The 14,378-nt window shown below is 43.8% G+C and carries 14 protein-coding genes; 2 read left to right on the top strand and 12 right to left on the bottom strand.

Translation table 11 applies throughout. From position 1 onward, the window contains the following. Nucleotides 1-9: 9 nt before the first annotated feature. The 8 genes from dnaK to gpr form a co-directional block, all read right to left on the bottom strand. Entirely contained in the window at nt 10-1,845 is a 1,836-nt protein-coding gene (gene dnaK / locus ACQXR1_RS05340; RefSeq protein WP_014114462.1) for a molecular chaperone DnaK, read from the bottom strand. A 23-nt stretch (nt 1,846-1,868) separates the two neighbouring features. Continuing rightward, on the bottom strand, nt 1,869-2,432 hold the full coding sequence (grpE, locus tag ACQXR1_RS05335) for a nucleotide exchange factor GrpE (RefSeq protein WP_014664659.1): 564 nt from the start codon (nt 2,430-2,432) through the stop codon (nt 1,869-1,871). Between the two features lie 71 nt (nt 2,433-2,503). After that, entirely contained in the window at nt 2,504-3,535 is a 1,032-nt protein-coding gene (gene hrcA, locus ACQXR1_RS05330) for a heat-inducible transcriptional repressor HrcA (protein WP_003226167.1), read from the bottom strand. A gap of 80 nt (nt 3,536-3,615) precedes the next feature. Then, entirely contained in the window at nt 3,616-4,755 is a 1,140-nt protein-coding gene (gene hemW, locus ACQXR1_RS05325) for a radical SAM family heme chaperone HemW (RefSeq protein ID WP_326273235.1), read from the bottom strand. Between the two features lie 55 nt (nt 4,756-4,810). Continuing rightward, a complete protein-coding gene (gene lepA, locus ACQXR1_RS05320) occupies nt 4,811-6,646 on the bottom strand; it encodes a translation elongation factor 4 (protein ID WP_014664662.1) in 1,836 nt (611 codons plus the stop codon). A 133-nt stretch (nt 6,647-6,779) separates the two neighbouring features. Further along, nucleotides 6,780-7,118, bottom strand: a complete 339-nt coding sequence (locus tag ACQXR1_RS05315; protein WP_014664663.1) for a YqxA family protein — start codon at nt 7,116-7,118, stop codon at nt 6,780-6,782. A 16-nt stretch (nt 7,119-7,134) separates the two neighbouring features. Continuing rightward, complete coding sequence (gene spoIIP / locus ACQXR1_RS05310) at nt 7,135-8,340, bottom strand: spore autolysin SpoIIP (protein ID WP_040082576.1); 1,206 nt, start codon at nt 8,338-8,340, stop codon at nt 7,135-7,137. A gap of 62 nt (nt 8,341-8,402) precedes the next feature. Then, nucleotides 8,403-9,509, bottom strand: a complete 1,107-nt coding sequence (gene gpr, locus ACQXR1_RS05305; RefSeq protein ID WP_069149897.1) for a GPR endopeptidase — start codon at nt 9,507-9,509, stop codon at nt 8,403-8,405. 203 nt (nt 9,510-9,712) lie between these two features. Between gpr and rpsT the strand changes: the two genes are divergently transcribed. Further along, complete coding sequence (gene rpsT, locus ACQXR1_RS05300) at nt 9,713-9,979, top strand: 30S ribosomal protein S20 (RefSeq protein WP_003229989.1); 267 nt, start codon at nt 9,713-9,715, stop codon at nt 9,977-9,979. Nucleotides 9,980-9,993: 14 nt separating this feature from the next. Here rpsT and holA read toward each other — a convergent pair whose 3' ends face one another. Next, nucleotides 9,994-11,037, bottom strand: a complete 1,044-nt coding sequence (gene holA / locus ACQXR1_RS05295; RefSeq protein ID WP_416723172.1) for a DNA polymerase III subunit delta — start codon at nt 11,035-11,037, stop codon at nt 9,994-9,996. A gap of 39 nt (nt 11,038-11,076) precedes the next feature. Then, complete coding sequence (locus ACQXR1_RS05290; protein WP_122060479.1) at nt 11,077-11,190, bottom strand: hypothetical protein; 114 nt, start codon at nt 11,188-11,190, stop codon at nt 11,077-11,079. Between the two features lie 76 nt (nt 11,191-11,266). Between ACQXR1_RS05290 and ACQXR1_RS05285 the strand changes: the two genes are divergently transcribed. After that, complete coding sequence (locus tag ACQXR1_RS05285; protein ID WP_003229983.1) at nt 11,267-11,401, top strand: YqzM family protein; 135 nt, start codon at nt 11,267-11,269, stop codon at nt 11,399-11,401. Nucleotides 11,402-11,441: 40 nt separating this feature from the next. Here ACQXR1_RS05285 and ACQXR1_RS05280 read toward each other — a convergent pair whose 3' ends face one another. Together ACQXR1_RS05280 and ACQXR1_RS05275 are read right to left on the bottom strand one after the other, a co-directional pair. After that, nucleotides 11,442-13,772: a DNA internalization-related competence protein ComEC/Rec2 gene (locus ACQXR1_RS05280; protein WP_416723173.1), complete on the bottom strand. Its 2,331-nt coding sequence runs from the start codon at nt 13,770-13,772 to the stop codon at nt 11,442-11,444. A 3-nt stretch (nt 13,773-13,775) separates the two neighbouring features. Beyond that, a complete protein-coding gene (locus ACQXR1_RS05275) occupies nt 13,776-14,345 on the bottom strand; it encodes a ComE operon protein 2 (protein ID WP_003229978.1) in 570 nt (189 codons plus the stop codon). Nucleotides 14,346-14,378: the final 33 nt, after the last annotated feature.

Below are 14,378 nucleotides of genomic sequence, written 5' to 3'. Positions count from 1 at the left end.
AAAAAGAATTTATTTTTTGTTTTGGTCGTCGTTTACTTCTTCGTATTCAGCGTCGACAACGTTGTCATCCGCTTTGCCTTCAGCGTTTGCTCCGCCTTGAGCTTGCTGTGCTTTAGCAGCTTCTTCATAAAGCTTCATAGAAAGCTCTTGGACGATTGCTTGAAGCTCATCTTTTTTCGCTTTGATCTCTTCAAATTCGTTTTTCTCAATCGCCGCTTTTAAAGCGTCTTTGGCATCGTTGGCTTTTTTCACTTGTTCTTCATCCACTTTGCCTTCAAGATCTTTTAATGTTTTCTCAGTTTGGAAAACAAGCTGATCTGCTTCGTTGCGGACTTCGATTTCTTCTTTTTTCTTCGCATCAGCGTCAGCATTTTCTTCCGCTTCTTTTACCATGCGTTCGATCTCATCATCAGAAAGACCTGAAGAAGATTTGATTGTAATATTTTGTTCTTTTCCTGTGCCTAAGTCTTTCGCTCTTACGTTTACGATACCGTTTTTGTCAATATCGAAAGAAACTTCGATTTGCGGTACGCCGCGCGGTGCTGGCGGGATATCAGTAAGCTGGAAGCGGCCGAGTGTTTTGTTGTCGGCAGACATTGGGCGCTCACCTTGAAGAACATGGATATCAACAGCTGTTTGGTTATCAGCAGCAGTTGAGAACACTTGAGATTTGCTTGTCGGGATCGTCGTATTGCGGTCGATCAGTTTAGTGAACACGCCGCCCATTGTTTCGATACCGAGAGAAAGCGGTGTAACGTCAAGAAGAACTACGTCTTTTACGTCACCAGTGATAACGCCGCCCTGAATCGCAGCACCAAGCGCCACAACTTCATCTGGGTTTACGCCTTTATGCGCTTCTTTTCCAGTTTCTTTTTTGATTGCTTCTTGTACGGCAGGGATACGAGTTGATCCGCCGACAAGGATAACTTTGTCGATTTCGCTTGCAGAAAGTCCTGCATCTTGAAGCGCTTGACGGACAGGACCCATTGTGCGCTCTACTAAATGAGAAGAAAGCTCTTCGAATTTAGCGCGAGTTAATGTAAGTTCAAGGTGAAGCGGTCCTGCTTCTCCAGCTGTGATAAACGGTAAAGAAATTTGCGTAGAAGATACCCCGGAAAGATCTTTTTTCGCTTTTTCAGCTGCGTCTTTCAAACGTTGAAGCGCCATTTTGTCTTTTGACAGATCAATGCCGTTTTCTTTTTTGAATTCAGATACAAGGTGATCGATGATGACTTGGTCAAAATCGTCCCCGCCCAGACGGTTGTCACCTGCAGTTGAACGAACTTCGAATACACCGTCGCCAAGTTCAAGGATTGAAACGTCGAATGTACCGCCGCCAAGGTCGTATACTAGGATCGTTTGATCTTCATCTGTTTTATCAAGTCCGTATGCAAGCGCTGCTGCAGTAGGTTCGTTGATGATACGTTCTACTTCAAGACCTGCAATTTTACCAGCGTCTTTTGTCGCTTGACGCTCAGCATCGTTAAAGTAAGCAGGAACTGTGATAACTGCTTTTGATACTGTTTCGCCAAGATAGCTTTCAGCGTATGATTTAAGGTGTTGAAGGATGATAGCAGACACTTCTTGAGGAGTGTAATCTTTCCCTTCAATTTCCACTTTATAGTCAGTACCCATATGGCGTTTAACAGACATGATTGTGTTAGGGTTTGTGATAGATTGGCGTTTAGCCACTTCCCCTACTTGGCGTTCGCCGTTTTTGAATGCAACAACTGATGGCGTTGTGCGGTTTCCTTCAGCGTTAGCAATAACTTTAGGCTCGCCGCCTTCAAGCACTGCCACACATGAGTTTGTTGTTCCTAAGTCGATTCCGATAACTTTACTCACTTGAATAACCTCCTGCTATGTAATTATTGATTCACTTTGACCATGGAAGGGCGAATGACGCGATCCTTCAGCTTATAGCCTTTTTGCATTTCCTCAACAACAATGTTGGAGCCGTAATTTTCGTCTTCAGCCTGCATAACGGCTTGGTGCAGATTAGGATCAAATTCCTGCCCTACAGCTTCGATGGCTTCGACGCCTTCTTTTTTCAAGGCTTCTACGAGCTGACGGTGGACCATTTCCATTCCCTGGAGCAAACTTTTCGTCTGTTCATTGTCGGTTTCAACCTGAAGCGCTCGTTCAAAGCTGTCAAGAGCCGGCAGCAAATCAGTCACGATATTTTGAGAACGGTATTTTTGGGACGCTTCCATCTCTAAACGGCTGCGTCGTTTATAGTTTTCAAAGTCTGCTTGAACACGCAAAAGTTTGTTTTCTTTTTCCTCAAGCAAACCTTGCAATTCGTTAATTTGATTTTGAAGAAGTTCGCTTTCATTTGTTTCCTCCTGCTGTTCATCAGCAGCAGCTTGTTCTTCAATGATTTCTTGCTCTTCTGTTTCGTTTTGTTCAACGGTTTGTTTTTCTTCTGACATTGTGTTCACCTCCCTCAAAGTGTAAGGAGAAGAGCAGGCGCTGCCCTTCGATAAAATTTGCCAAAATTCCCTTATTCATCATACAAATTTGTTAATGCTTTTGACAAGTCCGAAGTCACATGCTGAAGCAGGCTGACAACCCTGGAATAATTCATGCGGGTCGGACCGATGATCGCAATTGAGCCGATCTGTTTCTGGTCTACGGAATAAGAAGCCGTAATCAGACTGCAGTTTTCCATCTCTTCATAGTCGTTTTCTTTCCCGATTTTAATCGAAATTCCCGTGTGCGGGGATTGAACCAGCTTGAGAACATCCTGTTCCTTCTCAATTAATGAAAGCAGCGACCGAACTCGGGTAATATCATGGAACTCCGGCTGATTTAGCATATTGATTTTTCCGCCAAAAAACAACTTTTCGACGTGATTTGTGGAATGAAAGGTTGAACGAAGCGCATCGAGTATATTGTCATAGTTCTTAATGTGCTGTCTTAGGTACATGACAACTTCCTTAAATATGCGCTCATTCAGTTCATCCATTGGAACGCCGCTTAAACGGTCGTTCAGTATATTTACCAGTTTTTCAATATCAGACAGATCCATTTTGGCCGGAAAGTTAATCGTTTTGTTTTCCACATGCCCCGTATTGGTAACGAGAATCGCTACCGCCATATCAGGCTGAATCGGTATGATTTGAATCTGTTTAAGGTAATTCTCACTCAGCTTCGGCCCGAGTACGATGGATGTGTAATTCGTCAGATCGGACAAAATTTGCGCTGATTTTTGAACTGTCTTCTCCAGCTCGAAAATTTTCTCTTTGAAGATCGAGTGGATTTGGTCCAGGTCGCTTTTCGTCAGTTTAACGGGTGACAGCAAATGGTCAACATAGTACCGATACCCTTTTTCTGACGGAACACGCCCTGAGGATGAATGGGTTTTTTCAATAAAGCCCAATTCCTCCAAGTCAGCCATCTCGTTTCTAATTGTTGCAGAGCTAAATGTGATTTCATCTTTTTTCGAAAGAGTTCTCGATCCTACCGGCTGTGCCGATTTAATAAAATCGTTGATTATAACCTGAAGGATCAGCAGCTGACGATTTGTTAACATCATCATCACCTCTGTTAGCACTCTCAATAAGTGAGTGCTAATTCTATAACAAAAGTATCAAACCACAAGAAAAATGTCAATTATAACTCACCCAAAAAAGCGCCAAAAACTTCATTGCCTAATAATTTCCCTTGATGAGTCAAATAAACGGCAGACTCCGAATTGTGAATCAGCCCTTTTTCAGCGAGGTCTTTTAATACGTTTGGGAAAAGTCCATCCAGGGAACGGCCGTATTTTTCTGCGAATCGTTTTTTGCTGACTCCGGCTGTTTTTCTCAAACCTAAAAACATTTCTTCCTCAATCTGTTCTTCTGTTGTCACTTCATGTGTATCTCTGTACGGAAAACCCTTTTCAGCAATCAGGTCAATGTAATGCTTAACAGGTCCGACGTTCACTGTTCGTGTGCCGCCGATATATCCGTGGGCCCCTGCTCCGAAACCAAAATATTGTTCGTTGCTCCAATACGTCAGATTGTGCTTGGATTCCATGCCCGCCTTAGCAAAGTTGCTGATTTCATATTGATGAATATCGTGAGCTTCCATCCGGCTCATCACCATCTCATACATTTCAGCTTCCTGCTCCTGCGGCGGAAGATGAAGCCGCCCTTTTTGCATCAAATTATAAAATACCGTTTTCGGTTCTACAATAAGGGAGTATACGGAATAATGCTCGGCATCCAGTGATAAAGCAGTGTCTATGGAATGTTCCAGATGCTTGAGGGTTTGCCCCGGGAGCCCGAACATTAGATCAAGACTGATATTCTCAAAACCGATTTCCCGCGCTCTTTCAAAAGAGGCGAATACATCTTTTTGCTTATGCACTCGGCCGATTTTTTCTAACAGATCGTCTTCGAATGTTTGAACACCAAAGCTGAGGCGGTTTACGCCTGCTTCTTTTAATATCTTTAATTTCTCTGCGGACAAGTCGTCCGGATTCGCTTCTACTGCAAATTCCGATAAGTCGCTTGATGGCTTCAGCACGCGATTGACCATGTCCATCAGCTTTTTGAGCTGTTCCTCAGACAGGGAGGTCGGCGTGCCTCCTCCGATAAAGATTGTTTTGAGGTCTGGCTGCCCAGTTTTTGCTAATGTATTTATCATTTCCTGTTCGAGTGCGTTTAAATACTCGTCGACAGGCTGACTTTGAATAAAATATTTATTGAAATCGCAGTAGTGGCAAATATGCTCACAAAATGGAATATGGATATAAGCTGATTTCAACGGATTCACCTTCTTTACAGAAAGAAGCCGCAGTACAGGACTGCGGCGGCTTCTATTATTTTTTCGGACTGTCGTCCATTTTCAGGACCGCCATAAATGCTTCTTGCGGCACTTCAACTGAGCCGACCTGCTTCATTCGGCGTTTTCCTTCTTTTTGTTTTTCAAGAAGCTTTCGTTTCCGCGAGATGTCCCCTCCGTAACATTTAGCCAATACGTTTTTACGCATTGCTTTTATGGTAGAGCGGGCCACGATTTTCTGGCCGATCGCCGCTTGAATCGGTACTTCAAAGTGCTGGCGCGGAATAAGTTCTTTCAGTTTTTCAACGATCACTTTTCCGCGCTCATATGCGTAATCACGATGCACGATAAAGGAAAGGGCATCGATTTTTTCACCATTCAGCATAATGTCCATCTTGACAAGTTTAGACGGTTTGTAGCCGATCAGTTCATAATCAAAGGACGCATAGCCTTTAGTGCTTGATTTCAGCTGGTCAAAAAACTCATATACGATTTCCGCTAATGGCATATCATAAATGATGCTGACACGGTTTGCGTCTAAATACTGCATATCAATGAAATTGCCGCGTTTTCCTTGGCAAAGCTCCATTACAGCGCCGACATAGTCATTCGGCACCATCATCGTCGCTTTTACGTATGGCTCCTCAACCCGTTCGATCTTTTGAGGGTCCGGCATGTTGGATGGGTTGTCGACAACGACCTTTTCGCCGTCTGTCATATACACGTCATAGATAACACTTGGCGCTGTCGTAATCAGGTCAATGTTGAACTCACGCTCAATACGCTCCTGAATGATCTCCATGTGGAGCATGCCTAAAAATCCGCAGCGGAACCCAAATCCAAGCGCTTGCGAAGTTTCCGCTTCATATTGAAGGGATGAATCATTCAGCTCAAGCTTTTCAAGGGCCTCCCTTAAATCATTGTACTTCGCTGTATCAATCGGATACAAACCACAGTACACCATCGGGTTTAGCTTGCGGTATCCCGGCAGCGCTTCTTCTGCAGGATTGGCAGCGCTCGTTATTGTATCACCGACACGTGTGTCACCGACATTTTTAATTGATGCAGTCAGGAAGCCTACATCACCGACAGTCAGTTCATTTGTCGGAGTCGCTTTCGGCGTGAACACGCCGACCTCTGTTACTTCGAATTCTTTGCCGGTTGCCATCATTTTGATTTTTTGACCCGGCTTTACCGTTCCTTCTACAACTCTGATATACGCCACGACACCGCGGTAGGCGTCATAAAGCGAGTCGAAAATCAGCGCTTTTAGCGGTGCCTCTGGATCTCCGGTCGGAGCGGGCACCTTTTCTACGATTTGCTCTAAAATCTCCTCGATCCCGATTCCTGCTTTTGCGGAAGCAAGCACGGCTTCTGACGCATCAAGGCCGATAACGTCTTCTACCTCTTGGCGTACGCGTTCCGGTTCGGCGCTCGGAAGGTCGATTTTATTGATGACCGGAAGGATTTCAAGATCGTTGTCAAGCGCTAAGTAGACATTGGCGAGCGTCTGCGCTTCAATCCCCTGGGCTGCATCCACGACTAGAATCGCTCCCTCGCAGGCAGCAAGGCTTCGGGATACTTCATACGTGAAGTCGACGTGTCCCGGCGTGTCGATCAGATGAAAAATATATTCCTCTCCGTCTTTTGCTTTATATTTAAGCTGAACAGAGTTTAACTTAATGGTTATGCCCCGCTCACGTTCAAGATCCATAGAATCGAGCAATTGTTCTTTCATTTCTCGTTGAGTGATTGCCGACGTTTTTTCTAAAATACGATCCGCTAAGGTCGATTTTCCGTGGTCAATATGGGCAATGATAGAGAAATTCCGTATTCTCGACTGCCTCTCTAAACGCTTTTCTTTATCTGTCACAATCTATCACTCCTACTATTAAACGCAAAATACATTAGCTTAGATTATATCAATAGGATTGTAAAGATTCAATGTAAAACAAGAAAGAGAAAAGTCCCCCGTCATATCTGGGCTGCTTTTCTCTTCCACATACCTATTGATTCATATCCCGTATCCATTCATACATTGACTGGGCAGTATTGGTTACGGTATCCGAAAGCGCTTTTCCGGCTTTTGAGAACATATTGAATGTTTCCACCTGTTCAAGCTCTTTTTGTTTTTCTTCTAAATCTTTTGCTGTGACTGTTTCTCCTAGAATCGAGGCTTCTTTTTCATTCCCTTTTCCGTCGGTGAGCGTAAACGCCCCCTTCAGAGAAGGATCATGATAGCCTTTCATACTCAGCATCCCGTTGTTTGCCTGCTGCATGCCAAACAGAACGCCTAAAAACATGATCGTAACAAGCAGTAAGCACTTTCCAAAGTATGCAATCAAATCAACCACCTATTTCTTATTGTTTTTTCGTCTCACCGCTCTTCGCGTTGACCTTTTCAGCATCCCAATACATTTCGCTGAATACATCCGCTGCCGCGTTAGCCGCACGCTGCAGCTCTTCGAGATTATTATCTACTCCGCCAAATTCGAGCAAAAGCGCTCTGTCTGTTAAATCTTGATTGTAAACACCGTTATCGCCTGGCGAACCTTTGGAAAAGACACCTGTACTTAGTCCAGGGTATTTTTTCTCCATCAGTTTATGAAGCTCGCTCGCAATTTTATAGTTTTCTTCGAAGTTTTTGCTTTTTTTCCCGACGACGAAGGATACCCTGGCATAGCTTTTCCCTTTAATCGTTGCGGTCGTGTCTTTTTTGCGTCGTGAGTCTCTGTGGATATCAATGATATATTGCAGATTTTTATTTGTAGTGAGAGCGTCTTTCACGACCGGTCTTGATTCATCATAAGACCTTGCATAGTTTAAGCCTTTTTTATTCAGTTTCGACTGTATATCGGTTTTATTCACTGTGGCTCCGATACCTTGGGATTCAAGCGCTTTTCCGAACATATCTCCTACAAGCGTGACGTTGGCTTTAGAATGGCGCGCCATATCAGGATTAGTCTCGCCTTTTAATAGAGGGAGATATGATTCCGTATTGTGCGTATGATAGATAAACACGACCTTTTTGTCACCTGTTGTTTGTTTCGGCGGATCTTTTTGCCCATTGTCTGATTGCGTCTGCTGTTTTTCAATCTCTGCCAAATTCGCTTCTCTTTCTTCTTCCATCACCTTAGACGGCGGCGGCGATTCCGCAGGCATATTCGTATAATCCGTGCCTTGTCCAGCTAACAGAATCTCGGTATCAAATTGTGCAAACCCCGGCAGCTCCCGGCCGAGAAAGCTCCGCGGATCTTCGAGGTTAATGCTCGTCGCCAGCTTTAAAGATAGACGCGAAAGATGAAATGAGCTGTCGGTTTCAGAAAGGTCAGAAGCAAAATAATGGTTTTCCATCCGCAGCAAGTGTGCAAACACGTCACCCGGCAATTCTTCAGCAATCCCATAAAAAGAGTCGGACGACGGCCTGAGTTCCGGCCGGAGAGACGTCAGCACACCGGATAGAACAAAAATCACGATAAGGCTTACGATAAATAGAAAGATGGCTTTTACCGCTTTCCCGCCATTTACCGCAACAACAATTTGTCTGTTTCTGCGTTTATTTCTCATTGAATCCCTCCAGCGCTTGTCTAGTAATTACTCTATGAACAAGCTAGAGGAAGTAGAACTGTTTAGTGATTGTAGGAGCCTTTGTTTTCTTGTGATACTTTTTCATGAAGCGCTGTGTTTAATCCGTTCGCTAAAACATTTGCCATGTCATCGATAAATGAATCGACTTCCTTCGGCGTAACCATTAAGTTGTGCCCTAAAGGCGAAAGCACCTCGTGAATAAGCTGCCGTTTTTCATCTTCATGAAGGGTTCCGACAATACCCAGAAACGATTGGCGCTGCTTTTCATCTGGAAGATCTTCTTCAGTGAGCACTTTCTTTTTCCCAAACGTCATGCCAGCTGGAACAAGTGATCTTGATGGACTGTTATCCTTCATTTCTCTGCCAAAATGTTTTAATATGTAGTCCACCGTGTCGCTGGCAATTGTCACGGCATCAACTACTGTCGGAACACCGATAGCAATAACCGGAACACCAAGTGTGTCTTTGCTTAAATCTTTTCGTTTATTCCCCACCCCAGATCCTGGGTGAATGCCTGTATCTGATATCTGAATGGTTGTGTTGACCCTTTCCACCGCCCGTGCCGCCAATGCGTCAATAGCAATGACAAAATCAGGCTTCGATTGCTCAACCACACCTTTAATAATGTCGCTTGTTTCGATTCCTGTAATCCCCATGACACCCGGTGCAAATGCACTGACAGGCCTATACCCCTCCTGTACGTTTTCCGGCTGAAGCTTAAATAAGTGCCTTGTTACCAACAGATTTTCTACAGCCATCGGCCCAAGCGCGTCAGGTGTCACGTTCCAGTTGCCGAGTCCAACGATCAAACAGCTCGCATCTTTTGAGATATTAAGGTTTTCAAGAAAAGCAGAGAATTCCTCTGCAAAGACAGCAGAGACCTTTTCCTGCATTTCCGAATCATTCTCCCTGATTCCCTGTGCCTCAAGCGTTAAATAGCGCCCTTCTTTTTTCCCCGAAAGCTCCGCGCCTTCCTTTGTAACATCAACTGTGCGGATTTTAATGCCGCCGTGATCACGCTCTTTTTCAATAAATCCTTTAATTTCTTTTGTCGGCACAGCCTGCTGATTGGCCATTGCTTCCTTCGTTTCCACTGCCAAATCGGTACGTATCAAATACTGATTCACATCCAGCTCACTCTTTTTCATACAGGGGCCTCCTTCACATTAAGTACCTATATTGTTGCCATTTGCTGAATGAATCATGCTAAAAAGAGAGCCTTCAATGAAAAATACTTTACATTTATATTGCAATCTAAAGATGTGTTTGATAGAATACAATTTGTTCTATTGTGAAGAAGATTTAACCTTAAGACACTGTGCTACAGGTTGTATCTTAGGAGGTGAAACACATGCCAAACATTAAATCAGCGATTAAACGTACAAAAACAAACAACGAACGCCGCGTTCATAACGCGACAATCAAATCTGCTATGCGTACTGCAATCAAACAAGTTGAAGCTTCTGTTGCCAACAACGAAGCTGACAAAGCGAAAACTGCTCTTACTGAAGCAGCTAAACGTATTGATAAAGCAGTGAAAACAGGTCTTGTACACAAAAATACCGCAGCTCGATACAAATCAAGACTAGCGAAAAAAGTGAACGGACTTTCTGCATAATATAAAAACGATCCTCAATAATGGGGATCGTTTTTTTCATTTCTTTTTAACAGCTGTAAAAGGAACAGTTCGAGCAGGAGCTGCTTGTCCTTTTTACCGGTTTTCATCTCATAGTCCATGACGGCAAGCTGCTCAATGATAGAACGGAGCTCCTCCTCTGAAAAAAGCCTCGCTTGATCCATCGCCAGCTTTACCCGAAATGGGTGAACTTTTAGATTAGACGCGATTTGTTTTTGTCCGTACCCCTGTTCCGCAAAGTACTTTGTCTGCAGAATCAGCCGGAACTGGTTCGAAATAAGCGCCATGATCTTGATCGGTTCTTCATTTTGTTTAAGCAAATCATAAAAAATTTGCAGACTCTCAGTTCGTTTTCGGTTGACGATTTTATTGATCAGCTCAAAAATATTTTGTTCAAGGCTTCTAGCAACAAGCATTTTCACATCATCCAGCGTAATTTCTTCACGGTCTCCAATAAACGTGCAGAGCTTTTGAATCTCCTGAAAAATCGATGACAGATGTCCATTCACAAGCAGAACCAAATGCTCCGCCGCTTCAATGCCAATTGTTTTATGCTCTGTTTTTGCAAGGTTGACAGTAAAGTCTGTTGTCTCCTTTGCGTTTAATTCCTTCGCCTCCATCATAAACGCGTGCTTCTTTAACGCTTTCGTCAGCTTTTTCCGCTCATCAAGCTTTTCATACGGAGCAAGCAGGACAAAAACTGTATAAGGCGCAGGCGATTGTATATACGATTCAAGCGCACTTATGTTGTGCTCCAGTTTTTCTTTTTTCTTTTCACCTGTTAAAAAATATGGATTTTTCACAATGACAAGACGCCGCTCCCCCATAAACGGAAACGTTTCAGCATCTGCAATCGCTTGATCCAGCGGGTCCTCTTCCAGATCAAAAACGGATAGATTGAAATCCTTTGTCTCCTGATCAACGACCGTCTGTCTGATCCTGCTGACGGTTTCCTGCAGCAGATATGTCTCTTTTCCGTATAAGCAATAAACCGGATGGACATCTCCTTTTTTCAGGCTTTTCCACACATCAAATACCATTGTTGTACGACTTCCTCTCTTTCATCATCCCCTTCTATCCTAAATTGAGTTTGCAAAATAGTAAAGAGGAAGCCTGACTGCTGCTTCCCCATTTATATTAAACGCCTGTTCGCAAGCCCCCGGGACAGCTTGTAAAAAGGCGATAATCACCAGAACAGAAAACGTTACCTAAGCTTCTAGATTTTTCAAAACGATTCGATTATACTTAAATCAGTCAGGAGGGATAAAGTTGAATGATTTTGAAAAAAACGTTCAAAGCAAACGAAATGATGCTGTAGACTCAGCTGTTGGTTTTGTTGTGTCCTTCGGATTTTTCGCCTTCTTGTTTGTCATGGCAACGGTTATTCACCTGGTTGGTTCATAACAGCGACTGCCCGGGCTGCTGATTTCTCGGCAGTCTTTTTTTAGTTCGTCTCTGTTATATCTGATGTATCATATGGAGGATAGACAGAAAAGGTTCCAACTCTGTTTTGATATCTATATTGGATCGTTCCGTTTTGATCTGTACGCAGCACACGGATAGAATGTCTTTGTAATATCTGCAGAACTTCTTGATGAGGATGGTGATACCGATTGTTTTTCCCGGCTGAGATAATGGCCGTTTTCGGCTGAAGCTGTTTGATGAATTCTTCACCGGTAGAGCCTTTGCTCCCATGGTGCCCCACCTTTAACACATCTGCTTTTATATTCGGAAACACCTTCATCACCTCTTGTTCCCCTTCTTTCTCCAGATCACCCGTCAAGATCCAGCTCATACCGCCCATTTCCATCCACAGAACGAGAGATGAATTATTTTTGCTTGCCGGATCAGGTGCTCTCGGTGACAGTATATGGAACTGCAAATCCTTTATTTGCAATACATCGCCTCGCTTCACCTCTTCAATTACCACTCCCTCTTCTCTGGCTGCCTGCAGCACTTTTTCATCTTTAGGTTCAGAAACGAACCCTTTCGGAATCACGAGGCGCTTTACTTTATGATGCTTCAGTAAAGTCTCCGCCTCTCCGATATGATCTTGGTCAGCGTGCGTCAGAATTAAAGCATCAAGCTGTTTGATTCCTTTAGCAGTTAAAAACGGAATCAGCACCTTTTCTCCCAGTGAAAACGGATGTTGTTTTTCGCGCCAAGGCTCTGACGAGTAAGACAAAGTGCCGCCAGTATCGATTAAGACATGTCCCCGCTGATGCGGAGCACCTACATACATGCTGTCCCCCTGCCCAATATCAATCATATCCACTTCTCCTTCGGGACTAAGACGCGGAGATGCAAAGAGAAGAAACAGCACCGAGCAGCAAATGCCGCTGGTTACCATCAACTGAGAAAAGGAGCGTTTTTCAATCGACATCAGCAATAGGATGATCGTCACTGTGAATAAAAAGAGAAGAACAGGCGCGGGACGTGCGATGATAAGCGTGAACACATCAATATCTGCGATTTTTGTGATCAGCTTATTGGTCCAACTTATCAAGAAATCAAACCAACTGAAAAACAATCTGCCAAATGAAGCGGAAAGACTTAATAGAAGAACACCTGCTACAGCCCCCGGCAAAATACAGAACGTATAAAATGGAACCAACAACATATTCATCGGTATGCTGATGATTGAAAACTGATGAAAATGATACAGGAGAATCGGAAGCGATCCGAGCTGAGCGATGAGTGATACAATTGCCAGCTGACCCAAGGAGGTTTTTACCTGCTGAAAAATAGAAGAGGAAAGAATTAAAGAAAAACTGACGGCGAACGATAGCTGAAAACCGGCTTCAAAGAGATGATAAGGATTGAAGAGCAGAAGGGCGATATATGAGAGACAGATTGCCGTTGCCGAGCGGACACGCCATTTGACGAGATCTCCAGCTAAGTAAACACCTGACATTAAAGCGGCGCGAAGCACTGAAGGAGCAGCGCCGGTCAACATCACATAGAGCGGCAGAAATAATAGCAACAGAATTGACGCCTTTTCTCTTGTTATACCGACACGGATCATGATAAAAAACAATCCCGCTGTCAAAATCCCAACGTGGAGCCCTGAAATCGCCAAGAGATGGACAACACCAAGCTTTTGATACGCGGTAAGCACTTCGTCCTCCACATAAAATCTGTCACCAACTGTAAGTGCCTGTACAATTCCTGCCGAATCAGGAGGCAGAAGGCTGTTTGTGAATGATATGATATGTTTTCTCAAGCTGAGCACCTTATACTTGAAATTTTCAGGTTCGCTGCAGTTTTGGATAGACGTGACAGAGTAGTTCCAATAAATATGCTGCCGATAAAGATACTCGTTATAATCAAATGCACCCGGCACAGTTGCGTGATTCGGTTCTTCCAATGTACCAGTCAACTCACATGACATTCCTGATTCTATGTATAACAGCTGTTCTTTTTCATCAGCAGACTGAATGCGATACGCAGCAGCCCATTTTTCCTTATCAGGTGTCTTAACGATCATAGACATACGGTCGCCGTCAATTTTGGGAATAGTGTCAATCACTGCCTTTAATTGATAGGTTCCCTGCCGATAGGAAGAGACATTCTGAGAATCTGTGACTGCATACAGTACAAAAAACAATATAAAAGAGAAGAAACAAACAATAAGAAGAAAAGCGTGCCTCGTTTTGATTAAAATGATGAGGAGAAAGAGGATGAATAAAAAAGTAGCGGGGAAATAAGCGGCGGCAGTAATTCCAGCCGTTGCCGAAGCTGCCGCCATAGGCAATAACAAACGCGAATTACGCATTCATCACACGTAGCTCGTGAAAAGTGTATTCGCCTGTTCATGTATCTTTTTCAATTCTTCCTCCGCTAAACCGGCATCGGCCAATTTCCCTATAAGACCCGCTACAAATGAAAGCTTTTCCCTGTTTTTCAAATCAACGATCATTTCATCGAGTTCAACCTGTTCAACAGTTACACCCGCCTGTTCAAATAATTCCTGCGCATACGGATGAGTTTTGTAATCCTCAGCATAATAAACCGTTTTGATACCCGCTTGAATAATAGATTTGCAGCATTGAATGCACGGATAATGCGTCACATAAATCTCCGCTCCATCAGTCGGTACCCCAAACTTAGAGCATTGTAGAATCGCATTCATTTCAGCGTGAATCGTTCTTGCACAATGATCATCTATCATTAAGCATCCTTCGTCGGCACAATGCACGCCGCCGGCGATTGACCCGTTATAGCCTCCTGCAATCATGCGTTTGTCTCTGACTATAGTAGCGCCGACAGATAATCTCGGACAGGTGCTGCGCAGCGCCAATAAATGGCTTTGAGCCATAAAGTATTGATTCCATGATATTCGTTCCACGTTGTTCCCTCCAAATGTTGTGTTGCCTGACCT

Origin of the sequence: Bacillus sp. ATD, assembly GCF_050585765.1 — a bacterium.
Taxonomy (GTDB): domain Bacteria; phylum Bacillota; class Bacilli; order Bacillales; family Bacillaceae; genus Bacillus; species Bacillus stercoris.
This window is presented reverse-complemented; position numbering and strand designations above follow the sequence as displayed.